The following is a 25,106-nucleotide window of genomic DNA, read 5'->3' as shown; positions in this document are numbered from 1 at the left end:
GCCCGCCCATCGGGTCCACTTGGGGGACATCTGTCCATGAGTACCTTTGAATTCCTGCTGCACGGTCTTGAGGTTGCCGCCCAACCCATGAACCTGCTCTATGCGCTGATCGGCGTCACGCTCGGCACCGCCGTCGGCGTCCTGCCCGGCATCGGCCCGGCGCTGACGGTGGCGCTGCTTCTGCCCGTCACCTACAGGCTCGATCCCGCCGGTTCGCTCATCATGTTCGCCGGTATCTATTACGGCGGCATGTATGGCGGCTCGACCACCTCGATCCTGCTCAACACGCCGGGTGAAAGCGCCTCGATCGTCACCGCACTCGAAGGCAACAAGATGGCCCGCAAGGGCAGAGGCGGTCCGGCCCTTGCCACCGCCGCCATCGGCTCCTTCGTCGCCGGCCTCATCGCCACCATCGCGCTTGCCTTCATCGCGCCCTATATCGTCAAGCTGGCGCTGGTCTTCGGCCCGCGTGAATATTTCGCGCTGATGGTTCTCGCCTTCGTCACCGTATCCTCCGCTTTCGGGGATTCGGCACTGCGCGGTCTCACCTCGCTGTTCATCGGTTTTGCGCTCGCCATCGTCGGCATCGACCAGCTGACCGGCCAGACCCGCATGAGCTTCGGCATTCCCGATCTGCTCGACGGTGTGGAAGTGACGACGCTTGCGGTTGCCATGTTCGCCATCGGCGAAACGCTGTTCATCGTCGCGCAGGGCAGCACCGGCCCGGACAAGGTCGAAGCCGTGAAGGGCTCGGTCTGGATGAGCGCGCAGGACTGGGCACGCTCCTGGAAAGCCTGGCTGCGCGGCACGCTGATCGGCTTCCCCATCGGCGCCATGCCGGCGGGCGGTGCTGAAATCGGCACCTTCCTGTCCTATGCCACCGAAAAGAAGCTGACCAAATATCCGGAAGAATTCGGTCATGGCGCCATCGAAGGCGTGGCCGGTCCGGAAGCCGCCAACAATGCGTCCGCCGCCGGCACGCTGGTGCCGCTGCTCACACTCGGCCTGCCGACGACGGCGACCGCCGCCATCATGCTCGCCGGCTTCCAGCAATATGGCCTGCAGCCCGGCCCGCTTTTGTTCGCCACCAATCCGCAGCTCGTCTGGGGCCTGATCGCCAGCCTGTTCATCGCCAACCTGATGCTGCTGGTGCTCAACCTGCCGCTCGTTGGCCTGTGGGTGAAGCTCTTGACCATTCCGAAGCCATGGCTTTACGCCGGCATCCTGCTGTTTGCGACACTCGGCACCATCGGCGCCAACCCGTCGGTCTTCGAACTCGGCATGCTGCTCGCTTTCGGTATCCTCGGCTACATCATGCGCATCTTCGGTTATCCGATTGCGCCTGCGGTCGTTGGCCTCATCCTCGGCCCGCTCGCCGAGCAGCAGCTGCGCCGCGCGCTCGCCATCGGCCAGGGCGACCCGACGGTGCTGTTCACCTCGCCGATCGCCGTTGGCCTGTTCATCGTTGCGGCCGCCGCCTTTATCATTCCGCTGATCATGCGTATCCGCGGCCGTGGCGAAGTGCTGACCCAGCTTGCCGCCAACGAGGACTGAGAAACCAGGAACCTCCCAAGGCAACTGGCCCCGTATCTTCGGATGCGGGGCCTTTTTTATTCACGCCAACGGGATGTGTGATGCGCGCACGCCCATGATAGAATTGCGCCAACCGCAGGAGAAAAACATGCGCACGATCGCGATCATGATGGTTCTGGCGCTTACCGGCTGCACCACCGCCCCCGATGTCGAGCCCATTCCCGGCAGCATCACCTATGGCGGACAGCCCCGCACCAAGCTGACCAAATCCCCCATCGGCAGCACGCTCAGCAACGAATTTGTCATGGACGATGGACGGTATGCGATTGAAACCTATCGTGTTCAGCCGGACCGATCGCTGAAGCTGGAGAGGCGCGACATCGTCGGCGACTGGCCGCCGGATTAAAACACGGCAGTCACGTTCGGAATGCAATTGCGCAGGGACAAGCCGGGTCTGCCCCACCATCGGGGCACGCCCGCGCCGTCACATGCCGCGCACCCGAAGATGGCACACGGCACTGGCGCCGATCCTCGCTCAACCCTCGACGTCATCCTCGGGCTTGACCCGAGGATCCATCAACCCCGCCGCAGTGGATCCTCGGGTCAAGCCCGAGGATGACGGGGAGAGATGAGCGCGTGTTTCACTGCCCCACATTTCCCGCTCACCGCAATTCAGAACCGTTCTAAAACATAATTTTGATTTCCGCCGACCTTGCCAATAAAGCTGATCGCCAACATCAAGTTAACCCGGCGGAACAACCTCCCGCCGGCTCGGAACATAGTGCAAGGGACATATAAGTGGCCATCAACTTCACCTTCCCCGTTCGGCTGCTGGCGGCAGCGGCCTTCAGCCTCGGCGCGATGACTGCGAGCGCTGAGGAAATGACGATCAAGCACGCGCAGGGCGAGACCGTGCTGAAGGCGGCGCCGAAGAAGGTTCTGGTTCTCGATATTCCCTCGCTCGACAATCTCGATGCGCTGGGCGTCGAACCCGCCGGTGTCGTCGGCTCCAACCTGCCGACCTATCTGCAGAAATATGCCGATGGCAAATATCTGAAGGTCGGCACACTGTTCGAACCCGACTACGAGGCGATCAATGCGGCCGAGGCCGATCTCGTCATCGTCGGCGGCCGCTCGCGGGCGAAATATCCCGATGTCGCGAAGATCACGCCGGCCATCGACATGTCGGTCGATTCCAAGGAGTTCATCGCAAGCGTCAAGGCCAACATTACCAAGCTCGGCGATATCTTCGGCAAACAGGAGGAAGCCAAGAAGCTCGATGCCGCGATCGATGAAAAGGTGGCGAAGCTGAAGGAAATCGCGCCCAATTCCGGTACGGCGATGATCCTCGTCACCAATGCCGGCAAGGTCGGCGTTTATGGCCCGAGCTCGCGCACCGGCTGGCTGCACACCGAAATCGGTTTCAAGCCGGTTGCCGCAGATATTGATGACCGCTTCGACCGCGGCGATGTCGTCTCCTTCGAATATCTCGCCGAGGTCAATCCCGAATGGCTGTTCGTGATCGACCGCGACGCCGGCATCGGTCGCGCCACCGACCCCGGCAAGGCAGCCGCGCAGGTGCTGGACAACGAGCTGGTGCACCAGACCAATGCCTGGAAGAAAAAGCAGATCGTCTATCTCGATCCGCAGGTGGCCTATATCGTCAGCAGCGGTTATACCGCGCTCACCACTTTGCTCGATCAGGTCTACAAGGCCGTCTCCGAGAAGAAGTCTTAAAGACCGCAGGGCATCGGCTTGTGAAAGCTGCTTCACACGCGCTCTCGGAGGCTGCTCCACACGCGACGTCATCCTCGGGCTTGACCCGGGGATCGATCGTTAGCAACAGCCTGTGGATCCTCGGGTCAAGCCCGAGGATGACGGTGGAAAGTTTGGCGCTCTCCCGGAAAGCTGCAGGATCGCTGAAAACCTCTGCCATTTTCGAAACACCATCGACGTGAAATCCCTGTCTCTCATCCTTGCCCTTCTTCTGGCTCTGGTGCTCGCCATCACCAGCCTGTTCGTTGGCGTCAGCAACGTCTCGCTGGCCACGCTCTTTGCGCCTGATACCAGCACGGATGCGCTGCGCGTGCTGCTGGTCAGCCGCATACCGCGCACGCTGGCGCTGATATTGGCCGGAAGCTCGATGGCGATTGCAGGTCTCATCATGCAGATGCTGGTGCGCAACCGCTTCGTGGAGCCCTCGACGGCAGGCACCACCGAATCCGCCGGCCTCGGCCTTCTGGTCGTGACCTTGCTGGCGCCGGACACGCCGATCTTCGGCAAGATGCTGGTGGCCGCCGTTTTTGCGCTGGCAGGCACCGCGCTGTTCCTGCGTATCCTGCGGCAAGTGCCGCTGCGCGACGTGCTGCTGGTGCCACTGATCGGCATCATGCTGGGCGGCGTCATCTCCGCCATCACCACCTTCTTCGCCTATCGTTTCGATCTCCTGCAATCGCTCGGCGCATGGATGACGGGGGATTTTTCCGGCGTGCTGCGCGGCCGTTATGAATTGCTGTGGGTCGGTTTCATCCTGGCCATCGCCGCCTATCTCGCCGCCGACCGGTTTACCGTGGCCGGCATGGGCCGCGATTTCACCACCAATCTCGGCCTCAACTATCGCCGCGTCATGGCGCTCGGCCTCACCATCGTTTCGCTGGTCAGCGCCGTCGTGGTCGTCACGGTCGGCATGATCCCCTTTCTCGGCCTGATCGTGCCGAACGTCGTCAGCCTGATGATCGGCGACAATATGCGCCGCTCCGTGCCCTGGGTGGCGACGCTCGGCGCGGTCTTCGTTCTCTCCTGCGACATCATCGGCCGCACCGTGCGCGCGCCTTACGAAATACCGATCGGAACCGTGGTCGGCGTCATCGGCAGCGCGCTGTTCCTCTATCTCCTGCTGCGGAAACGCCACCATGCGTGAGAGACATCCCGACCGGCGGGCAAAAACCGTTCTCATCGTGCTTGCGGCTTTCGCACTCATCTCCATTGCCGCCTTCATGACGCTTGGCGCAAAGGGCAGCTGGAGTTTCGTGCTGCCCTTTCGCGGCATCAAGCTTCTGTCGCTGCTGCTGGTGGCCTATGCCATCGCCGTCTCCACCGTGCTGTTTCAGACGGTCACCAACAATCGCATCCTCACCCCGTCGGTGATGGGTTTCGATTCACTTTACGTATTGATGCAGACGGGGCTGATCTTCGTCTTCGGTTCGGCCACCGTCGTCATGATCGATCCGCAGGTGAAGTTTCTCGCCGAGACCGCCCTGCTCGTCGCCTTCTCCGCTTTGCTCTATCGCTGGCTTTTCGTCGGCGCGGAACGCAGCCTGCATCTGCTGGTGCTGGTGGGCATCGTCTTTGGCATCTTTTTCCGCAGCCTCTCGGGCTTCATGCAGCGCGTGCTGGACCCCAATGAATATACGGTGCTTCAGGATGTGCTCTTCGCCAGCTTCAACTCCATCGATCCCACCCTTCTTGCCGTTTCCGCCATCATCATCGGCGTGGTGACCATCATCGGATTGCGCCTGATGCACACGCTCGACGTTCTCTCGCTCGGCCGCGCGACAGCCATCAGCCTCGGGGTCGAATACAAGCGCACGGTCACCATCATCCTCGTGCTGGTCTCGGTGCTCGTCGCCGTCTCAACCGCGCTGGTCGGGCCAGTCATGTTCTTCGGCCTCTTGGTCGCCGCCCTTGCCCATTATCTCACCGGCAACGGCAAACACGCCTATGTGCTGCCGGCGGCGATCCTCATTGCCGTGATCTGCCTTGTCGGCGGGCAGGTGGTGCTGGAGCGGATTTTCGCTTTCGATACGGCGCTCTCGATCATCATCGAATTTCTTGGCGGCATCGTCTTTATCGGTCTTATTCTGAAGCGAGGTGCGCGATGATCATCGCCAGTCAGATCAGCAAATCCTATGGCGACAGCCTCGTGGTCGACGGCGTCTCCGTCTCCATTCCGGCGGGCGGCGTCACCTCCATCATCGGGCCGAACGGGGCGGGAAAATCGACGCTGCTTTCCATTGTCGCAAGGCTGATGTCGATGGACGCCGGAACCGTGACGGTGGACGGTCTGGATGTCACGAAAACCCCTTCCGATACGCTGGCGAAGCGGCTCTCCATATTGCGGCAGGACAACCATATCTCCTCACGCCTCACCGTGCGCGATCTCGTCGGTTTCGGCCGCTACCCCTATTCGAAGGGCCGCCCCACCATCGAGGACAAGGTCCATATCGACCGGGCGCTGGAATATCTGCATCTCGAACCCCTTGCCAGCCGTTTTCTCGACGAGCTTTCCGGCGGCCAGCGCCAGCGCGCCTTCGTGGCCATGGTGCTGTGTCAGGACACGGATTATGTGCTGCTCGATGAGCCGCTCAACAATCTCGACATGAAACATGCTTCCAGCATGATGAAGATCATGCGCCGCGCCGCCGACGAGCTGAAGAAGACCGTGGTTCTGGTGCTGCACGACATCAACTTCGCCTCCTGGTATTCGGATACCATCATCGCCATGCGCGAGGGCCGCATCTGCCATCAGGGGCGGGCGGAGGAGATCATCCGTCCGGAAATTCTTGAGGATATCTATGACATGCCGATCCGCGTCAATGAGATAGACGGCCGGCGAATCTGCCTGTTTTACGAATGACATGATGATTGTGCAGGATTTTCGCTGTCATGTTGCCTAACATGGAACAGGGCCACCGGCCCGGACGTTAAACGACGGACTTTTCCAAAGCGGCATTCCGTCCGCAACTTCAGGAGACATCGATGAAGACGCACAAGACGAAGAACGACCTGCCTTCCAACGCCAAGTCGACCGTGATCGGCATTCTGAACGAATCGCTGGCCTCGGTGATCGACCTTGCGCTCGTCACCAAGCAGGCGCACTGGAACCTCAAGGGCCCGCAATTCATCGCCGTGCATGAACTTCTCGACACGTTCCGCACCCAGCTCGACAATCACGGCGACACGATTGCCGAGCGCGTCGTGCAGCTTGGCGGCACGGCGCTCGGCAGCCTGCAATCCGTCTCCTCGACGACGAAGCTCAAGGCCTATCCGACCGATATCTACAAGATCCACGATCATCTCGACGCTCTGATCGAGCGTTATGGCGAGGTCGCCAACATGATCCGCAAGGCAATCGACGATTCCGACGAGGCCGGCGACCCGACGACGGCTGACATCTTCACCGCCGCCTCGCGCGATCTCGACAAATCGCTCTGGTTCCTCGAAGCGCATGTGCAGGAAAAGAACTGAGCGGAAACGGCTCGCGCCTCACAAACAGCAAAGCGCCCGAGATGCCCCGGGCGCTTTTTTAACGGAATGGCGTAAATCAATGCCGACGTAAGACCGCAAGTCCTATATCGCGCAACATTTCATGGTCGAGAATACCGCGCTGGGCGCTGCGGATCAGAACCGCTGCGCACTCATTGGCAACATGGCTGCTGCGATCTTGAAGGCACTCGAAACATACGCCATCGAAAATATTCTGTAGATCGGTGATCTGCTCTGGCGACAATTGTGCGCCAACTCTTTCAAAAGCTGCGTACGACAAGGCTCATCCTCCCGATGATGATATGCCAAGTATCGTTCCCAATATCGTTTCGATTTTTTCGTGGACAGGGAATTTGTACACCCGAACGAATCACTTGTCGAATCAGATTTTAACCAAATGTAAATAGGTTATTTTCTGGCCTGTCCGCTGGCTGCCCTCCATGTGAGAGAGCCATAAAAACCAGCTGAAACAATATGTTCAGCAGAAATCCCCCCGGTGCTCCTGCCCGTGACGCCCGCCAGATTTCGGATAAATCCGCGGGCAGATGGATTTCCACCGAAACCGCAAAAGAAACTGTTGCATTCCAAAATCGATTGAGCGATATAGCACCCGTCGCCGCTTCGGCGGCCCACGGTTCAGCGAACTACCCCGGACCGGTGGATTTGAGCGGGTGTAGCTCAGGGGTAGAGCACAACCTTGCCAAGGTTGGGGTCGAGGGTTCAAATCCCTTCGCCCGCTCCAAATTTCCAGATCAGGCAGATAGGTTTTCACCGCCCCGATGGGAGCCCCGTCGTTTCCGCGGGCTGTAAAACGCGTCGCCGTGCAGAATGGACGAGGCTTTTCCACGCATCGGGAAACCGGGAAGAGCATCCCCTCCCCGGTCTTTGTCATCAGGCAGCCTGATCCCAGACGGGCGCAAGCCCCTCCGGCGAGACGATGCGGCCATCCGGTGTGGCGAGCGAACGGATCGCCGCCATTTCACCGGCTGAAAGCTCGAAATCGAAGATGGCGAGATTTTCATCGACGCGGGCTTCGCTGACCGTTTTCGAAAGGGCAACGACATCCTGCTGCTGCACCAGCCAGCGCAGAACCACCTGCGCCACCGATTTGCCACGGCCTGCGGCAATCTCTTTCAGCACCGGATCGGTAAACACCTTGCCATCGGCCATGCCGTAATAACCCGTCACCGACATGCCGGCAGCTTTGGCAGCGGCGATAACCACGTCCTGATCGATATAGGGGTGGTATTCGATCTGGTTGGTCACGATCGGAGCCCGGGAAAGCTTCACCGCTTCTGCCATCAGCGCCGTGCTGAAATTGGAAACGCCGATATGGCGGACCTTGCCGGCTTCCTTCACCGCGTTCAACGCGCCGATCTGTTCGGCAAGCGAAACCGCCTCGTTCGGCCAATGCAGAAGCAGCAGATCGACATAATCGGTCTTCAGCTTTTTCAGGCTCTCATCGACGGAGGCGAGAAAGGCATCGTGCCTGTAGTTTTCGACCCAGACCTTGGTGGTGAGAAACACATCGCCGCGCGCCACGCCCGAAGCAGCGATGGCTTCACCGACTTCGGCTTCGTTGCCATAAATCTGGGCGGTATCGATATGGCGGAAACCAGCCTTCAGCGCATGGGGAACGATGCGCAACACATCGGGACCGGGGATGCGAAACGTGCCGAAACCGAGTGCCGGGATCGAAGCGCCATTTGCGGTGACATCAAACATATATTTTCTCCTTTGAGGTTGCCCGGCCGGATTGGGAGCGGCCGGGGATTTATGAAGGCTCAGGCCGTTTTCAGCGTCAGCGCGGCGCGGCGGTCGAGCGCGCTGCTCCAGAGGGTCAGCAGCAGGGCGACGGCGACGAGGATGGCGCCGACCCAGGGGGTTGCGGCAAGACCCATCGGCGATTCCACCACCAGACCGCCGAGCCATGCGCCGATGGCGATGCCGAGATTGAAGGCGGCGATGTTGAGCGCCGAGGCGACATCGACGGCGCCGGGGCGATGTTCCTTGGCAAGCTGCACCACATAAAGCTGCAGGCCGGGAACATTGGCGAAGGACAGGAAGCCGAGCGCGGCAAGCGTGATGAGCGTCAGAACCGGCGAAACGGCCGTGAAGGAAAAGACGAGCAGTACGATGGCCTGCGCCAGGAAGAGGCCGATCAGTGCCCTGGCCGGGTTATGGTTGGCGATCCTGCCGCCGCCAATATTGCCGGCGGCAATGGCGATGCCGTAAAGCACGAGGATCAGGCTGACGCTTTTCTCGGAGAAACCGGTGACATCCTGCAGGATCGGCGCAAGGAAGGTGAAGGCGACGAAGGTGCCACCGTAACCGAGCGCGGTCATGGCGAAAACGATAAGCAGCCGGCCGGAACCGAGAACCCGGACCTGATCGAAGAGGCTCGCCGGCGGCGCCTTTTTGAGCGTGTTCGGCAGAAGCGTGGCGATGCCCAGGAAGGCAATGACGCCAAGGGCGGCAACGGCCCAGAAGGTCGCACGCCAGCCGAAGACCTGCCCGATATAGGTACCGAGTGGAACGCCGGTGACGATGGCGACCGTCAGCCCCATGAACATCATGGCAATGGCCGAGGCGCGGCGGTTTTCCGGCACGAGATCGGCGGCGATGGTGGAGCCGACCGAGAAGAAGACGCCGTGGGCAAAGGCGGCGATGACGCGGGCAACGAGCAGCATCTCATAGCTGGGTGACAGTGCCGCGGCGCTGTTGCCGATGATGAACAGGGCCATCAGGCCCAGCAGCAGCGGCTTTCTTTCGATCCTGCCCGTCAGCGCCGTCAGGATCGGCGCACCGAAGGTGACGCCCAGCGCGTAGACGCTGACGATGAGGCCGGCAAGCGGCAGGGTGATGTGAAGATCGGTCGCCACCGTCGGCAGCAGGCCGACAATGACGAATTCCGTTGTTCCGATCGCATAGGCCGCGATCGTCAGGGCAAATATGGCCAATGGCATGATGAGTACCTCTCCGCCCGGAGCGGGATCGCGGGCGTTCTGGACAGCGACGCTGTCGGTTTGGATCATTTGGACAGCGACAGCGATGCTGTCCGGTTGGATCAAATCTATGGACGCAATATGGGCGAAGGGGACTTGCATGATAATCGGCAAGATCGGATAAATACCTTTGAATTGATTTCACAGGTGGTGCGGCGATGGACAACAGGGCCGGAGAAATGGAAGTCTTCGTGGCGGCGGCGGAACTCGGCAGCTTTTCCGCTGCCGGGCGCAGGCTGAAGCTTTCACCCTCGGCGGTGAGCAAGCTTGTCACACGTATCGAAGACCGCCTCGGCACCCGGCTGCTGGCCCGCTCCACCCGGCTTGTCACGCTCACACCGGAGGGCGAAGTCTATCTTGCGCGGGCAAGGCGCATTCTCGCCGACATAACCGAGACCGAGCAGATCGTGGCAAGCGGCGGCAAGGTGGTGCCGCGCGGCCTTTTGCGCATCAACGCCACGCTGGGCTTCGGCGAACGTTATCTCCTGCCGCTCGCGCCGGAATTTCTGTCGCTTTATCCGGAAATCGAACTGGATATTTCGCTGACCGACGGCGTCATCAGCCTGATCGAGGAACGCACAGATATTGCGATCCGCTCCGGCGCGATGGGCGATTCATCGCTGAAGGCGCGAAAGCTGAAAGAGGTCCGCCGGGTCATCGTCGCCTCCCCCGCCTATATCGAAAAACACGGCATGCCGGAAACACCGCAGGATCTGGCCCGTCACAATTGCCTGAGCTTCAATTTCAGCCGCAGTTTGAACGAATGGCCTTTCCGCGACCCCGGTTCGGCCGAGGTTTACCGCCTCCCCATCACCGGCAATGCCTCCGTCAATAGCGGCATGGCCATGCGCAGGCTCTGCCTGACGGGTCTCGGACTGGGAAGGGTCGGGGAATTTCATATCGAACCGGATATCAAGGCCGGCCTGCTCGTTCCTGTCCTTGAGGACTATAATGCCGAGGACATGGAGGTGATCCACGCCGTTTATGCCGGCCACGAGCATCTGGCCGCGCGTGTGCGCGCCTTCATCGATTTCGTCGCCGCAAGGGTCGGGCGGTGATTGCGCCGGAAGTGTTTGGTCGCCTCACACCAGCCCGTGCACCAGCTTCGCCAGCCAGTCGACAAAAACGCGGACCTTGTTGGTCACATGCCGGGTCTGCGGATAAACCACATAGATCGGCATGGCCTCGCGCCGCCATTCGGAAAGCACCGGCACCAGCTCGCCGCGCGAGAGCGCATCCTTCACCATGAAGACGGGCAGTTGCACAATGCCCATGCCGGCCAGAGCCGCATTGAGATAGGTGCGGCTGTCATTGACCGAGACGACATAATTCGGGGTCAGCTCGACGCTGCGCACGCCGTTGTCAAAGGAGGCCGGCATGATCTGGCCGGTGGTGGCATTGAGATAGCCGACCGAATAATGATCCTTCTCCAGATCCTCCGGTTCGCGCGGCATGCCGAAATTTTCGATATAGAAGGGCGAGGCGAAGGTCTCGAACCGGAGTTCACCGACTTTACGGGCAATCAGCGACTGATCGCGCAGCACGCCGACCCGGAGCGCACAGTCAACATTTTCGGCAATATAGTCGACCAGACGGTCGCCGACGCCGAGGTCGAGACGGATTTGCGGATAACGCTGGTAAAATTCGCAAAGATGTGGGATAACCACCAGGTCCGCGAAGACACCGGCCATTTCCACCCGCAACCGGCCGGAGGGCTGCACCTGCGCGCTGGACATACTGCCATCCAACTCTTCGATTTCCGATAAAATCTGTGATGCCCGCTCATAATAGAGAGCGCCGTCCGTTGTCAGCATCACCCGCCGCGTGGTGCGGTTGAGAAGCGTGGTCTGCAAATGCGCCTCCAGCGCCTGCACCATATTGGTAACCGTGGTTTTCGGCATGTTCAGCGCGGTGGCGGCGCGGCTGAAATTGCCGGTTTCCACGACCCGCGTAAAAACCCGCATGGCGGAGAGCTGATCCATTCACTGCCTCGGAGATATGATTATCCGTGATTTCGGAATAGTGTTTTCAATTTTGCATGCTTGATCGTTTCGATCCGAACAATAATATGGATTTCAGATTTTGCAATATGATCCACCTCAAGCATGTCGCGCAAAAGCGCGTTGCGGTTTTGCGGTGACGACATGTGGCAAGATAAAAACTTAAAGCGCAGGAGCGTATCCGAAGGATCGCAACACGCTTTAAGTGGTGGCGCAAAGGATCTGGAGTCATGAACGCGCATTGGGAAAATATGGGTAGCGAGACGTCCGCGTCGAAGCTCTCCGTGCGCCGTTATGAAGGTTCCTGCCTCTGCAGCCATCCGCCTGTCGTGCTTTATCTGCGCGGCGGATCGTTTCTGGAACCCGGTATCGAGCCGGGCGGCAATTGCCCCGAGCTTCCGGTGGCCCGCGCGCTTGCGGAAAGCGGCGCAGTGGTCGTGGAAGCCGACTACAGCAAGCCGTCCGGCAACGAGTTTCCGATGGTCATCGATTGCGCCTATGAGGCGCTCGATCATCTGAGTCGGGACCGCAAGCATTATGGCGGCGCGAAATCGCTGCTGTTCGTGGCCGGCGAAGAGGCTGGCGGCAATGTGGCGGCGGGGCTTGCCTTGAAGGCCCGTGACCGCATGCCGGGCAAACTCGCAGGCCAGATTCTTCTGTCGCCCATGATCGACCCGATGATGACGACGGAATCCTTCCGCGACGCGGACAGGATCGGCATGCGCCAGCGCTGGGCCGATGGCTGGAGCCATTACCTTGCCAAGGCGTGCGGGTTTTTCCACCCCTATGCCGCGCCCTGCCAGTGCACGCGGCTGAACCGGGTGGCGCCGGCACTGATCTTTACCGCCGAGGACGACCCTCTGCGCGACGAAACGGTCGGTTATGCTGACAGGCTCATCGCCTCCGGTGTCAGTGTCCGGAGCCATGTTTTCCCCGCCGGCGTCGGCTGGACGGGGCTTTATCAAGGAGAGGGCGGCGGATGGGTCTCATCCGTCTGTTCGGAGTTCAAGACCTTCGTTGACCAGTTGAGACACTGAATACCGCATCGAGAGCATTTCCAGGAAAAGTGGCCACCGGTTTTCCGTCCGGAAATGCGACAGAACTAAAGAGTTTGAGCATGTCCAGTAAAAGTGCGTAGCGGTTTTACGTCCGGATCGTGCGACGAAACAAAGAGATAGATAAACTGACCGGCTCCTGATCGGGAGCCAAGGAGAAACCCATGACGCTGAACACAAAGCGCCGGGCCCTGACGGGCGCCGGTATCGGGCTTGCTATGTCCGTTGCAGCCGCAGCACTGTTTTTCGACCTGCCCACCAGCCGCGATGCGACGGCCGCTTCCACGCCTGCCGAAACACCGGCAATCCCGGTCACCGTCGCCAAGGTTGAAAGCCGTGACGTCATGCGCTGGGAAGAATTTTCCGGCCGTCTCGAAGCCGTTGACCGGGTGCAGATCCGCTCCCGCGTCGCCGGCCAGATCAAGGCCGTACATTTCCGCGAAGGCGCGCTGGTGAAGGAAGGCGACCCCCTCTTCACCATCGATCCCGCCCCCTATCAGGCCGCCGTTGCCGGCGCTGAGGGCCAGGTCGCTTCCGCTGAAGCCAAGGTCAGCCTTGCGAAAACGGAACTCGACCGTGGCCGCCGGCTTTCCGACAATCGCACCATCTCCCAGAGCGATCTCGACCAGCGTCAAAGCTCGTTTGCGGATGCCGAAGCCCAGCTTCGCGCCGCCCGCGCCGCACTGACCACGGCGCAGCTCGATCTTGGTTACACCGAAATCCTCGCCCCGGTTTCCGGTCGTGTCGGCCGCATTGAAATCACCGCCGGCAACCTCGTCGCCGCCGGCTCCACATCGCCGGCGCTGACGACACTGGTATCGGTCAACCCGATCTATGCCAGCTTCAATGCCAGCGAAGGCGTGGTGGCCAAGGCCCTTGCCGAACTGCCGCAGACGGACGGCGCCCTGCCGGCTCTCGAACAGATCCCGGTGGAAATCGGCACGCTTTCGGATGAAGGCACGCCGATCAAGGGCACGCTGCACCTGATCGACAACCAGGTGGATTCGGCAAGCGGCACCATCGGTGTCCGCGCCGTCTTCGAAAATCCGGATGGCAGGCTCATTCCCGGCCAGTTCGTGCGGGTGCGCATGGGCGAACCGAAGCCGGAAAACCGCATCGTCATCAGCGACCGCGCCATCGGCACGGATCAGGACAAGCGTTTCGTCTTCGTGGTCGATGCCGAAAACAAGGTGAGCTACCGCCAGATCAAGCCCGGCGCACCGGCTGATGGCCAGCGCATCATCGAAAGCGGCCTTGCCGCCGGTGATACGATCGTCGTCAACGGCCTGCAGCGCATCCGTCCCGGTGCCACCATCGCACCGCAGGCGGAAGACAAGGTTGCCTCGCAGTAACCCGCCTCTTTGATCAGTAAGCGTCCCGCGCTTTCGCGAGACGCCCCTTCAGACAGAACCGGCCTTCACCGGCGGCAGAATTGCCGCCGGAACGGCCTTCGCATTCCCAAAGACCCGGAGAGGGACTGGATATGAATATTTCCAGATTTTTTGTCGACCGGCCGGTATTCGCCGGCGTGTTGTCGATCCTGATCGTGGTGGCAGGCCTTCTCGGCATGCGCGCCCTGCCGATTTCGGAATATCCCGAAGTCATTCCGCCATCCGTCGTCGTGCGCGCCACCTATCCCGGCGCGAACCCGACCGTTATCGCCGAAACCGTCGCGACACCGCTGGAAGAACAGATCAACGGCGTCGAGGACATGCTCTATATGGGCAGCCAGGCAACCTCTGACGGCGTGCTGACGCTGACCGTCACCTTCAAGCTCGGTACCGATCCCGATAAGGCGCAGCAGCTGGTGCAGAACCGCGTGTCGCAGGCCGAACCGCGCCTGCCGGCGGAAGTCCGCGCGCTCGGCATCACGACAGTCAAGAGCTCGCCCGACTTCATCATGGTCGTCAACCTCGTCTCGAAGACCGACGCCTATGACATCACCTATCTGCGCAACTATGCGACGCTGAACGTCAAGGACCGGCTTGCCCGCATCGAAGGCGTTGGCCAGGTGCAGGTCTTCGGCGCCGGTGACTATTCCATGCGCGTCTGGCTCGACCCGCAGAAGGTGGCCGAACACGATCTGGCCGCCAGCGACGTCTCCGACGCCATCCGCCAGCAGAACGTGCAGGCCGCAGCCGGCGTCATCGGCGCTTCGCCAAGCCCTAATGGTGTCGACCTGCAGCTCAACGTCAATGCCCAGGGCCGTCTGACGACGCCGGAAGAATTCGGCAACATCATCGTCAAGAGCGGCGCCAATGGTGAAATCACCCGCCTGCGCGATGTCGCCCGCATTGAACTGGGTGCGGCCGATTACACGCTGCGCTCGCTGCTCGACGGCGAACCTGCCGTGGCTGTCGCCGTGCTTCAGGCTCCGGGCTCCAACGCCATCGAAATCGCCGACAATGTCCGTGCCACCATGGACAATCTGCAGCTGGCAATGCCTGACGGTGTGAAATACGAGATCGTCTACGATACGACGAAATTTGTGCGCTCCTCCATCGAGAAGGTCGTTGACACACTCCTCGAGGCCGTTGGCCTCGTGGTGCTTGTCGTCATCCTTTTCCTGCAGACCTGGCGCGCTTCGATCATTCCGCTGATCGCCGTTCCGGTTTCGATCATCGGCACCTTCGCCGTCATGTATGCCTTCGGTTTCTCCATCAACGCGCTGACGCTGTTCGGCCTTGTGCTGGCCATCGGCATCGTGGTGGATGACGCCATCGTGGTCGTCGAAAACGTCGAGCGAAACATTGAAAACGGACTCTCGCCGCGTGACGCCACCTATAAGGCCATGCGCGAAGTGTCCGGCCCGATCATCGCGATTGCGCTGGTTCTGGTCGCCGTCTTCGTACCGCTTGCCTTCATCTCCGGCCTGTCCGGTCAGTTCTACCGGCAGTTCGCGCTGACGATCGCCATCTCCACCGTCATTTCGGCGATCAACTCGCTGACGCTGTCGCCCGCCCTTGCCGCTCTGCTGCTGAAGGAACACGGCGCGCCGAAAGACTGGCTGACCCGCTTCATGGACAAAATCCTCGGCTGGTTCTTCCGCGGCTTCAACCGTGCCTTCGGCGCGGCATCGAACGGCTACGGCAAGACCGTCGGCGGGCTGGTGACGCGAAAGAGCCTTGTCATGATCGTCTATATGGCGCTGGTGGCCGCCACCTACGGCATGTTTACGACGGTGCCGAGCGGCTTCGTGCCGGCGCAGGACAAGCAGTACCTGATCGGTTTTGCCCAGCTTCCCGATGGCGCAACGCTTGACCGCACGGAAAACGTCATCAAGCGCATGAGCGACATCGCCCTGGAAACACCCGGCGTCAGCCACGCCATCGCCTTCCCGGGCCTGTCGATCAACGGCTTCACCATTGGCTCCAATTCCGGCATCGTCTTTGCGGTTCTCGATGACTTCGAAAAGCGCAAGACACCGGAGCTCTCCGGCGGCGCCATCGCCATGCAGCTGAACCAGAAATATGCGGGCATTCAGGATGCCTTCATCGCCATGTTCCCGCCGCCGCCGGTCAACGGCCTCGGCCAGACGGGCGGCTTCAAGCTGCAGATCGAAGACCGCGCCGGCTACGGCTACCAGACGCTCGATGAAGCAACGAAAGCGGTGATCGGCAAGGCCTATCAGACACCTGAGCTGGCGGGCATCTTCTCCAGCTACCAGATCAACGTGCCGCAGCTCTTTGCCGATCTCGACCGCGCCAAGGCGGAACAGCTAGGTGTCTCCGTCAGCGACGTGTTCCAGACGCTACAGATCTATCTTGGCTCGCTCTATGTCAACGACTTCAACGCCTTCGGGCGGACATACAGCGTTCGGGTGCAGGCAGATTCGCAGTTTCGCGCCCATGCGGAAGATATCGGCCGCCTGAAGGTGCGTTCGGCAACGGGTCAGATGATCCCGCTCTCGACGCTCTTGAAGGTGGATGCGACGACGGGACCGGAACGTACCAACCGCTATAACGGCTTCCTTGCGGCCGATATCAACGGCGGACCGGCACCGGGCTTCTCCTCGGGACAGGCACAGGCGGCGATTGAAAAAATCCTCGCCGAAACCCTGCCCGCCGGCGTCGATTACGAGTGGACGGACCTGACCTACCAGCAGATTCTGGCCGGCAATTCCAGCATCGTGGTCTTTCCGCTTGCACTGCTGCTCGTCTATCTCGTGCTCGCTGCGCAATATGAAAGCCTCACTTTGCCGATCGCGATCATCCTGATCGTCCCGCTCGGTGTCCTTGCGGCCCTCACAGGCGTCTGGCTGACGGGAGGGGATAACAACATCTTTACGCAGATCGGCCTTGTCGTCCTTGTGGGTCTTTCGGCGAAGAACGCGATCCTGATCGTGGAATTCGCCCGGGAGCTGGAATTTGAAGGACGAACGCCGCTTCAGGCGGCCATCGAGGCAAGCCGGCTTCGCCTGCGCCCGATCCTGATGACCTCGCTCGCCTTCATCATGGGCGTGGTGCCGCTGGTCATCTCCACCGGTGCGGGTGCTGAAATGCGCGCCGCCATGGGTGTCGCGGTGTTCTCCGGCATGATCGGCGTAACCTTCTTCGGCATCTTCATGACACCGGTTTTCTATGTGCTGGTGCGCAAGCTGGCGGGCAACCGCCCGCTCATCCAGCACAAGCAGGAAGAACCGGCCAATTCGGACTACAAGCTCGAAAAGGCCGGCTGAGACCACACTCCCATCCACCGCCACCTTCAAAGCAAGCCCGCCGCGCATCATCAGATGCGCGGCGTTTTTCATGGTAGAAACGTCTATGCGACTCCACTGAAATAGAATCAGTTTCAAATGCTTAAGTGAAAAAATCACCTATATTGTCCCGCATTGAACCTGTCAAAAATCAATATATCCGCACCAGCTCGACAGAACGGCAAGAAACGATGCTATTTTATGCTTTGTATTTTGTGGTAAATTCCCAAGAACAGGGTGATTCGGACTAAATGATTTAGTTCAGGGGCGACATGATGGAGCAGGACTACGAGAACTGGGCAACGATCGTTGCCTATTCGATAGTGATGCATGAGGGTCTTGATCTCGCGCTTTCCGCGCAAAATCTCGACAGAGGCAAGACCAGAAACAATCGCGAGCGGCTGATGGAAGCCATTCGCACATCCTTGCTGGAAGCACGCTCGCGCAGTCACATGACGGCGGCGCAACGGGTTTAAGCCGGCCCGCTTTCACCTTTGCTCGCGGCACACCGTGCCGCAGCAGGATCAGGCCGGAAGCAGGTCGGTCCGGATCGCGGCTTTCAGCGGCAGGTGGTCCGAGGCGATGCGCGCCAGCGCGCTGTCATGGGCCTCCACCTGCTCGATCAGCCCTTCACGATTGGCGATGATCCTGTCGAGCGCCAGCACCGGCAGGTTGGACGGAAAACTCGGCACTGCCGGCGGCAGGCCGCCGAAAGCATCCCGGAACGTATTGAGCGACGAGCCGTTGCCGAGACGCCATTCATTCAGGTCCCCCATGAGAATGGTCGCGCATTCATTGCGTGCTTCCAGAAGGCCGATCAATGCTTTCGCCTGCTGGGCGCGGGAATGTCGGAGAAGCCCGAAATGGGCGGCGATGACCCTGAGCGTGCCGCCGCGTTTCAGATCCAGCTCCACGACGAGCGCGCCGCGCGGCTCCAGCCCCGGCAATTTCAGCGTATGCACATCCCTGACCGCCCCTTCCTTGAACAGCACGACATTGCCATGCCAGCCATGCGCCTTCACGCCGGCCTGCACCGGCACGGGAACAAGGCCGCTTTCCCGTTCCAGCCGGGCGAGATCGAGCAGGCCTGTCCGCTCGCCAAAACGGCTGTCCGCCTCCTGCAGGGCAATGATATCGGCACCGATTTCCTGAATAACGCGGCTGGTGCGGTCAGGATCGAACTTGCGGTCGCGGCCGACGCATTTATGCACATTGTAGGAGGCGATGACGGGGTGGGAATGGTCTTTCGTCGCTGGCGCCGCATTCTGGCGCTGGCGACGGTCGCGCAGCGACTGCATGACGAAGGCGGACAGGCTGGTGTTTTTCGTCAAGGCCGTTTTTTCATCATCCAGCAAACCGTTCTTTTTCACGCGTTTATGCCTCCGGTCTCGCGCAGCACCCTGTCGGACGCACCGCACTCTAAAGATAAGGCGAAGCGAGCCACAGGACACGCTCCACAAAACGGACAACGAATGGCCGCGCATTCAGTTCGCTGAGCCGGACGGGCAAGGCGGTTGCCCGTGCATCCCGGATGCGCTCGCCGATTGTCGCGGCGAATTCCTCATCCATGACTTCGAGATCGATCTCGAAGTTCAAGCGCAGCGAACGGGGATCAAGATTGGAAGAACCAATGTAGCTCCAGCGCCCGTCTATCACCAGCAGCTTGGAATGATTGAAAGCCCCCGTCGCCCGCCAGATGCGGCAGTAATTCTTCAGCATCTGGTCGAACTGCGCCGTCATCGCCCTGTCCACAAGCACCAGATTGTTGCTTTGCGGCACGATGATATCCACCACGACTCCCCGCCTCGCTGCGGTTATGAGCGCCGAAATAAGCTCCCGATCGGGGAGAAAATAGGGCGACATGATGAGAATGGAGGAGCGCGCGACGGAAAACGCGCCCATCAGCATCTTGTGACTGGTCTCGATGCTTTTGTCCGGCCCGGAGGAGCAGACGCGGGCAACGATCTGCGAGCCCGGTACGCCATCGGGAATGGCGATATCCCAGACCGGCGCATCCAGAAGCTCCCCTGTCGTGAAACGCCAGTCCTCCGCCGCGATGGAGAAAAAATCCGATACAACCGGCCCGGTGATCTTGAAATGCGTGTCGTGCGACTGGCTTTCGCCGCCGAATTCCTGGGTGAAACCCTCGCGGATATTCATGCCGCCGCTGAACGCAATGCGACCGTCCACCACGAGGATCTTGCGGTGGGTGCGCAGATTGGCATAGGGCAGCCGCAACCCCATGATGACATTGCCGTTGAAGACATCGCAAACGATGCCCTTTTCCCTGAGCGTCGGCAGGATGCTCGGCACCGAATAACGCGCACCCACCGCATCCACCAGCACCCGCACCTCCACGCCACGGAACTTCGCCCTTTCCAGTGCAGCGACAAAGCGGGCGCCGATCCGGTCATTGTCGAAAATATATGTTTCGAGAATGATCGACCGCTTCGCCTCGCCGATCGCCTCCAGCATGGCAGCATAGGCGGCATCCCCCGTCACCAGCGGCTCGATGCCGTTGCCGGTCGTCAGCGCATGGCGTGTCACCCGGTCGCCCAGCGTCTTCATCGCCTCGAAACGGCGTCCGAAGCGCGCGGCTATCATGTCGCCGCCGGCATCCAGACGCGCCACGCGATCCATGATCTCGTCCTGCATGAAGGACCGCTGCTGGGTGATGTTCGACCGGCGAATGCGGTTGATGCCGGCAATGGCATAGATGACCGCGCCGATGATGGGCGACAGCACGATGACGCCGACCCAGCCAAGCGCGGAGCGGACCTCCTCCTTCGTCATCGTGGCATGCACGGCCGCCACGGTGCCCATCAAAATGGAGAGAACGGCAAGGATATGCGGCCAATAGGCAATGACGAGATCGAGCATGAATACAACTATAGAGTACTTCGGCAATCTCGCAATGACAGGCAGGTCGCGCCGGCAGAGACAAAGAAGCTGACCACGCCATGCTTTTGCGGGACAGACCCTTGCGGGATTAAAGGTAGAAACCGGCCTTGCGATATGTCATGAGAGCGCATCTTGATCTTTGGGCAGTGGCAAGGCGGGGTGCACTTGCGGGCTTTCTGCCTCGTTTGAAAGCAAGAAGGCCGTGATGCAGGAAAATACACAGGGCGCCGTCATCGTCATTTCCAGCCATGTCATGCGTGGTTCCGTCGGCAATCGTGCCGCCGTTTTCGCGCTGGAGACACTCGGTTATCCCGTCTGGGCGGTGCCGACCATCGTCATGCCCTGGCATCCCGGCCACGGCCCTTCCACCCGCATGCGCTTTCAGGACGACGATTTCGACAAGGCCATGACCGACCTCGAAAACGCCAAATGGATCGGCGAGGTCAAGGCTGTCCTGACCGGTTATTTCGGCAGCGCGGCGCAGGTGCGTTCCGTCGCAAGGCTGATCCGCAATCTGAAGGAAAAGAACCCGTCGCTGATCTACGCCTGCGACCCGGTCATGGGCGACCTGGGCGGGCTTTACATTCCGCTCGAGACCGCCGAAGCCATCCGCGACCACCTCATCCCGCTTGCCACCGTCGCCACGCCGAACCGTTACGAACTGGCCTGGATGAGCGGCGCGGAACTTGAGACCAACAATGCCATCATGGATGCCGCGCTTGCGCTGGGCCCGCCAAAAATGCTGGTCACCTCGGCCGTGCCGATGATGACGGGCGGCACCGGCAATCTTTATCTCAGCGGCCGGCACGCCCTGCTTGCCGAACATCGCGCCATAGAGAACGCGCCGAACGGCCTCGGCGACCTGATGTCGGCGCTGTTCCTCGCCCGCCTGCTGGAGGGGCTGGACGATGAAAAGGCGCTGCAGCTCGCAACCGCCAGCGTGTTTGAAATTCTGGCCCGCACCAAAAAACGCGAGATGAACGAACTGACGCTGGAGACGGACTCTTCAAGTCTCTCCACACCCATGGCCATGGTGCAGATGCGTCATCTCTTGCATCCTTCACGCAGCAAGCGCAAATAGCGGCTGGAGCATTTCCAGGAAAAGTGGCCCTTGGTTTTCCGTCCGGAAATGCGGCAACAGGAAATCGGAGCGGTTTCGCGGTTCGAAGAAAAGCGAAAATGCTCTAAAGGATTGGTCTTCAACGCGCCAGGTTCGCCCCGTGATCTTGGTCCAAGCATAACGGTACTGCGATAGATGAAAGATTTTCCGGAAACACTTCTCAACGGCTACAAGAACTTCATGAGCGGCCGCTATGTCGACGAACGCGAAAGATACCGCGTTCTGGCCGATACCGGACAGAAGCCGCAGACCCTGTTCATTGCCTGTTGTGACTCCCGCTCCGCGCCGGAAACCATTTTCGACTGCGGACCGGGAGAGCTTTTCGTCGTCCGCAACGTCGCCAACATGGTGCCGCCCTTCGAGCCCGACGGGCAATATCACGCTACTTCGGCGGCTATCGAATATGCCGTACAGGTTCTGAAGGTGAAGGATATCGTCGTCATGGGCCACGGCCGCTGCGGTGGCATTCAGGCAGCACTCGATCCCAATCTCGAGCCGCTGTCGCCGGGCGATTTCATCGGTAAATGGATGAACATGGTCAAGTCGGCGGCCGAGCAGATCCAGAGCAATGACGTCATGACCGCCTCCGAGCGTCAAACGGCGCTGGAACGCGTTTCCATCCGCAACTCCATCGCCAACCTGCGCGGCTTCCCCTTCGTGAAGGCACAGGAAACCGCCGGCAAGGTGAAGCTGCACGGCGCATGGTTCGATATCTCGACCGGCGAATTGTGGGTGATGGATGGCAAAACGGGCGATTTTCGCCGCCCGGACCTGTGAGAAACAGGTTTTAGGTTAAAGGAGCGACGAGGTCGTATCAGCCAAGTACCAACGGTTACCAACCTCTCCTTCGGCCACCAACCCTCCTTCGGCTACCAACCTCTCCTTCGTCATCCTCGGGCTTGACCCGAGGATCCACGATCCTGACGCGCAATGGATCCTCGGGTCAAGCCCGAGGATGACGTCGATCATGCGGAGAACCTCTGTCGGAAACGCCGTGGCTGGATGCCGGATCAAGTCCGGCATGGCGGAAGTGAAACTTTGGCTCTTAGAAAACGGCCTTATTGGCCGTCGATCGCCTTGCCGATAAAGGCGATGGCCTGCTGGTAGACGCTTGCGGCGTTCCAGCCCTGGATGGCCGCGTAATTCGCCTGTCCCTGCTGATAACCGGCACCGCGCTGCCAGCCGTGACCGACGAGGAAATTGGCCGTGGAGGCCAGCGCATCGGCGCGCGAACCGACGAGATCGATACGGCCGTCGCGGTCGAAATCAACGCCGTAACGCACGACGTTCAGTGGCAGGAACTGCGTCTGACCGATTTCACCATGGGCCGCACCCTTGGCATTGACGTTCAGCGAACCGCTGCCGACGAGCTTCAGGGCCGCATAAAGCTGCTCGGTAAAGTAATCCGAACGGCGGCAGTCGAAGGAGAGCGTCGCCACGGCGGAAAGCGTGTGCTGGTTGCCCATGAAACCGCCAAAACCGGTTTCCATGCCCCAGATGGCGAGCAGCGGACCGGCCGGCACGCCATAGGCGCGCTCGATGGAGGCAAACAGCGCGGCATTGTTCTTCTTCATGGTCTTGCCGCGGGAAATGATCGTCTGACCGCCGCGCTTCTGCATGAACTGTTCGAAGGACAGCTTGAAGCTGTGCTGGCCGCGATCGGCGCGGATCGTCGCCTGGTTGTAGGAGACGCCGGAGAAAGCACGGTCGAGCACCGAGGCGCTGACGCCGCGGCCCGCCGCCTCCTGCTTGAAGGCGCTGACCCAGGCATCGAAGCCCGCCGAAGTGTTGCCGCATTGCGCAGCCATAACCGGCGTCGCTGCCAGAACCGAAACCATGGCCACACCAGCCAGAATTACCTTCATTGCCCGCATCAAAATCTGCCTTCGATATCCTTTGGGGAATTTTTCCCGAGAACCAAACCGTCAATACTGTATGATTCAGGTGCCAAAACTGTCTTTTGGCGGCCTAAATTGCCTTTCGGCAGCAAGGCCTGCAAATAAACTGGCCGTGATGACCGCCAATTATGAAACCCGCCTGCCCCACACAGAACAGACGGGTTATACTTAACGAACCTTAAAAAATCGTATCGTGGATCAGGCAGCCGCCTTGCGGGGCTTGATGAAACCACGATTGATCAGTAGTTCGGCGATCTGGACGGCGTTGAGAGCCGCACCCTTGCGCAGATTGTCGGAAACAACCCACAGGTTGAGGCCGTTTTCGACCGTCGCATCTTCGCGGATGCGCGAGATGTAGGTCGCGTCCTCACCGGCGGATTCGACCGGAGTGATGTAGCCGCCGTTTTCGCGCTTGTCGATGACGAGGCAACCCGGCGCTTCGCGCAGGATGTCACGGGCCTGATCGGCGGTGATCTCGTTTTCGAACTCGATATTGACCGATTCCGAATGGCCGATGAAAACCGGAACGCGCACGGCCGTGCAGGTTACCTTGATCTTCGGATCGAGCATCTTCTTGGTTTCGGCCAGAACCTTCCACTCTTCCTTGGTGTAGCCGTCTTCCATGAAGACGTCGATATGCGGAATGACGTTGAAGGCGATGCGCTTGGTGAACTTCTTCGCTTCCACCGGATCGGCCACGAAGACGGCGCGGGTCTGCTGGAACAGTTCGTCCATGCCTTCCTTGCCGGCGCCGGAAACCGACTGGTAGGTGGAGACGACAACGCGCTTGATCTTGGCGAAGTCATGCAGCGGCTTCAGCGCGACGACGAGCTGTGCCGTGGAGCAATTCGGGTTGGCGATGATGTTCTTCTTGGTGAAGCCCGCGACCGCATCGGCATTGACTTCCGGAACGATCAGCGGAACGTCCTGGTCGTAGCGCCATGCGGACGAATTGTCGATGACGACGCAGCCCTGCTGGCCGATCTTCGGCGACCACTTCTTGGAAACATCGCCGCCGGCCGACATCAGGCAAATATCCGTGTCGGAGAAATCGTAGTTTTCGAGGTTCGAAACCTTCAGCGTGCGGTCGCCATAGGAGACTTCCGTGCCCTGGGAGCGGGCGGAAGCAAGCGGCACGACTTCATCGGCAGGAAAACCGCGTTCGGCCAGGATATTGAGCATTTCGCGACCGACGTTGCCGGTGGCGCCTGCAATTGCAACTTTGAAACCCATGATCAAGCTCTCTTTCTGTCTCTCCTCTTTTTGGTGAGGTGGGGAACCCGCATCAGATCGCGGCTTCCTCGATCCCCGGCCAAACCGGGGAGAGAGCGGTGGCCAGAGACGTCAGACGGTTTTAATCGTCGTTTTGGCCGTAATTCGGATAGAATAAGAAAGGCGCGGATCATCGCCGGCCAATTGTGCCGGTCCTTCCATGACGAACATGTCTGCAACATGCATGCGCAAGGTGATGCTCCTTCTTCGCGGAAAGCTATTAGAAGGTTTCTTGATTGTGTCAAGAAAAAAGGCGCTTGACGAGGCCACCTGAACAAAAGTCAAAATCAGCTGCGCGACATTTTCGGGACGCTTCACATTAGACTAAAGTCATAATCCGAAAGCATCGCTCTTATTGGGG

At 60.2% G+C, this 25,106-nt stretch carries 23 protein-coding genes and 1 tRNA gene; 15 read left to right on the top strand and 9 right to left on the bottom strand.

Features of this window, described 5'->3' with window-relative positions; all coding sequences use genetic code 11:
- Positions 1 to 36 precede the first annotated feature (36 nt).
- From ACIQUH_RS24055 to dps, 7 genes are all read left to right on the top strand, one after another.
- Positions 37 to 1,554, top strand: a complete 1,518-nt coding sequence (locus ACIQUH_RS24055; protein WP_020809148.1) for a tripartite tricarboxylate transporter permease — start codon at positions 37 to 39, stop codon at positions 1,552 to 1,554.
- A gap of 127 nt (positions 1,555 to 1,681) precedes the next feature.
- Complete coding sequence (locus tag ACIQUH_RS24050) at positions 1,682 to 1,939, top strand: hypothetical protein (RefSeq protein WP_400819830.1); 258 nt, start codon at positions 1,682 to 1,684, stop codon at positions 1,937 to 1,939.
- A 392-nt stretch (positions 1,940 to 2,331) separates the two neighbouring features.
- A complete protein-coding gene (locus tag ACIQUH_RS24045) occupies positions 2,332 to 3,270 on the top strand; it encodes a siderophore ABC transporter substrate-binding protein (protein WP_400819827.1) in 939 nt (312 codons plus the stop codon).
- A 217-nt stretch (positions 3,271 to 3,487) separates the two neighbouring features.
- On the top strand, positions 3,488 to 4,453 hold the full coding sequence (locus ACIQUH_RS24040; RefSeq protein ID WP_400819824.1) for an ABC transporter permease: 966 nt from the start codon (positions 3,488 to 3,490) through the stop codon (positions 4,451 to 4,453).
- Positions 4,446 to 5,414, top strand: a complete 969-nt coding sequence (locus ACIQUH_RS24035; RefSeq protein WP_400819821.1) for an iron chelate uptake ABC transporter family permease subunit — start codon at positions 4,446 to 4,448, stop codon at positions 5,412 to 5,414. Before ACIQUH_RS24040 ends, ACIQUH_RS24035 begins: the two co-directional genes overlap by 8 nt.
- Positions 5,411 to 6,169 (top strand): ABC transporter ATP-binding protein, encoded by a 759-nt coding sequence (locus ACIQUH_RS24030; RefSeq protein ID WP_400819819.1) that lies wholly within the window; start codon positions 5,411 to 5,413, stop codon positions 6,167 to 6,169. The genes ACIQUH_RS24035 and ACIQUH_RS24030 overlap by 4 nt, the downstream gene beginning before the upstream one ends.
- Positions 6,170 to 6,291: 122 nt before the next feature.
- Complete coding sequence (gene dps, locus ACIQUH_RS24025) at positions 6,292 to 6,780, top strand: DNA starvation/stationary phase protection protein Dps (protein WP_400819817.1); 489 nt, start codon at positions 6,292 to 6,294, stop codon at positions 6,778 to 6,780.
- 76 nt (positions 6,781 to 6,856) lie between these two features.
- Here the strand turns inward: dps and ACIQUH_RS24020 are convergent, their stop codons facing one another.
- Entirely contained in the window at positions 6,857 to 7,078 is a 222-nt protein-coding gene (locus ACIQUH_RS24020; protein WP_004443464.1) for a hypothetical protein, read from the bottom strand.
- Positions 7,079 to 7,465: 387 nt separating this feature from the next.
- Between ACIQUH_RS24020 and ACIQUH_RS24015 the strand changes: the two genes are divergently transcribed.
- Positions 7,466 to 7,540 (top strand) — tRNA-Gly (locus tag ACIQUH_RS24015).
- Positions 7,541 to 7,689: 149 nt separating this feature from the next.
- On the opposite strand, the gene ACIQUH_RS24010 is transcribed toward ACIQUH_RS24015, so the two are convergent.
- Positions 7,690 to 8,523 (bottom strand): aldo/keto reductase, encoded by an 834-nt coding sequence (locus ACIQUH_RS24010; RefSeq protein WP_400819815.1) that lies wholly within the window; start codon positions 8,521 to 8,523, stop codon positions 7,690 to 7,692.
- 59 nt (positions 8,524 to 8,582) lie between these two features.
- Positions 8,583 to 9,764, bottom strand: a complete 1,182-nt coding sequence (locus ACIQUH_RS24005) for an MFS transporter (RefSeq protein WP_400819813.1) — start codon at positions 9,762 to 9,764, stop codon at positions 8,583 to 8,585.
- 197 nt (positions 9,765 to 9,961) lie between these two features.
- Here ACIQUH_RS24005 and ACIQUH_RS24000 point away from each other — a divergent pair, with 197 nt between their 5' ends.
- The gene (locus ACIQUH_RS24000) at positions 9,962 to 10,861 is read left to right on the top strand and encodes a LysR family transcriptional regulator (RefSeq protein WP_400819811.1); all 900 of its coding nucleotides are present in this window, start codon (positions 9,962 to 9,964) and stop codon (positions 10,859 to 10,861) included.
- Positions 10,862 to 10,885: 24 nt separating this feature from the next.
- Here ACIQUH_RS24000 and ACIQUH_RS23995 read toward each other — a convergent pair whose 3' ends face one another.
- Positions 10,886 to 11,785, bottom strand: a complete 900-nt coding sequence (locus ACIQUH_RS23995; RefSeq protein ID WP_400819809.1) for a LysR family transcriptional regulator — start codon at positions 11,783 to 11,785, stop codon at positions 10,886 to 10,888.
- 248 nt (positions 11,786 to 12,033) lie between these two features.
- Between ACIQUH_RS23995 and ACIQUH_RS23990 the strand changes: the two genes are divergently transcribed.
- From ACIQUH_RS23990 to ACIQUH_RS23975, 4 genes are all read left to right on the top strand, one after another.
- Positions 12,034 to 12,840, top strand: coding sequence for an alpha/beta hydrolase fold domain-containing protein (locus tag ACIQUH_RS23990; protein WP_400819807.1), 807 nt, complete (start codon positions 12,034 to 12,036; stop codon positions 12,838 to 12,840).
- A gap of 182 nt (positions 12,841 to 13,022) precedes the next feature.
- Positions 13,023 to 14,210, top strand: a complete 1,188-nt coding sequence (locus tag ACIQUH_RS23985; protein ID WP_080815881.1) for an efflux RND transporter periplasmic adaptor subunit — start codon at positions 13,023 to 13,025, stop codon at positions 14,208 to 14,210.
- 131 nt (positions 14,211 to 14,341) lie between these two features.
- Positions 14,342 to 17,536, top strand: coding sequence for an efflux RND transporter permease subunit (locus tag ACIQUH_RS23980; protein WP_400819804.1), 3,195 nt, complete (start codon positions 14,342 to 14,344; stop codon positions 17,534 to 17,536).
- Positions 17,537 to 17,826: 290 nt separating this feature from the next.
- Complete coding sequence (locus ACIQUH_RS23975; RefSeq protein ID WP_400819802.1) at positions 17,827 to 18,030, top strand: hypothetical protein; 204 nt, start codon at positions 17,827 to 17,829, stop codon at positions 18,028 to 18,030.
- Positions 18,031 to 18,078: 48 nt separating this feature from the next.
- On the opposite strand, the gene ACIQUH_RS23970 is transcribed toward ACIQUH_RS23975, so the two are convergent.
- Both ACIQUH_RS23970 and ACIQUH_RS23965 read right to left on the bottom strand, forming a co-directional pair.
- On the bottom strand, positions 18,079 to 18,924 hold the full coding sequence (locus tag ACIQUH_RS23970) for an endonuclease/exonuclease/phosphatase family protein (RefSeq protein ID WP_400819800.1): 846 nt from the start codon (positions 18,922 to 18,924) through the stop codon (positions 18,079 to 18,081).
- Positions 18,925 to 18,973: 49 nt separating this feature from the next.
- Positions 18,974 to 20,434 (bottom strand): phosphatidylserine/phosphatidylglycerophosphate/cardiolipin synthase family protein, encoded by a 1,461-nt coding sequence (locus ACIQUH_RS23965; protein ID WP_400819797.1) that lies wholly within the window; start codon positions 20,432 to 20,434, stop codon positions 18,974 to 18,976.
- Positions 20,435 to 20,660: 226 nt separating this feature from the next.
- On the opposite strand from ACIQUH_RS23965, the gene pdxY reads away from it, so the two are divergent.
- Complete coding sequence (pdxY, locus tag ACIQUH_RS23960; RefSeq protein ID WP_400819794.1) at positions 20,661 to 21,536, top strand: pyridoxal kinase PdxY; 876 nt, start codon at positions 20,661 to 20,663, stop codon at positions 21,534 to 21,536.
- A gap of 174 nt (positions 21,537 to 21,710) precedes the next feature.
- Positions 21,711 to 22,352: a carbonic anhydrase gene (locus tag ACIQUH_RS23955; protein WP_035224474.1), complete on the top strand. Its 642-nt coding sequence runs from the start codon at positions 21,711 to 21,713 to the stop codon at positions 22,350 to 22,352.
- A gap of 281 nt (positions 22,353 to 22,633) precedes the next feature.
- Here the strand turns inward: ACIQUH_RS23955 and ACIQUH_RS23950 are convergent, their stop codons facing one another.
- The 3 genes from ACIQUH_RS23950 to ACIQUH_RS23940 all read right to left on the bottom strand — a co-directional run bounded on the left by ACIQUH_RS23950 (position 22,634) and on the right by ACIQUH_RS23940 (position 25,063).
- Positions 22,634 to 23,449 (bottom strand): lytic transglycosylase domain-containing protein, encoded by an 816-nt coding sequence (locus ACIQUH_RS23950; protein ID WP_400819791.1) that lies wholly within the window; start codon positions 23,447 to 23,449, stop codon positions 22,634 to 22,636.
- A 222-nt stretch (positions 23,450 to 23,671) separates the two neighbouring features.
- The gene (locus tag ACIQUH_RS23945) at positions 23,672 to 24,706 is read right to left on the bottom strand and encodes an aspartate-semialdehyde dehydrogenase (protein WP_003522626.1); all 1,035 of its coding nucleotides are present in this window, start codon (positions 24,704 to 24,706) and stop codon (positions 23,672 to 23,674) included.
- A gap of 111 nt (positions 24,707 to 24,817) precedes the next feature.
- Entirely contained in the window at positions 24,818 to 25,063 is a 246-nt protein-coding gene (locus tag ACIQUH_RS23940) for a hypothetical protein (RefSeq protein WP_400819787.1), read from the bottom strand.
- Positions 25,064 to 25,106 lie beyond the last annotated feature (43 nt).

This window comes from Agrobacterium sp. NPDC090283, from assembly GCF_044769685.1.
Lineage (GTDB): Bacteria > Pseudomonadota > Alphaproteobacteria > Rhizobiales > Rhizobiaceae > Agrobacterium.
This window is presented reverse-complemented; position numbering and strand designations above follow the sequence as displayed.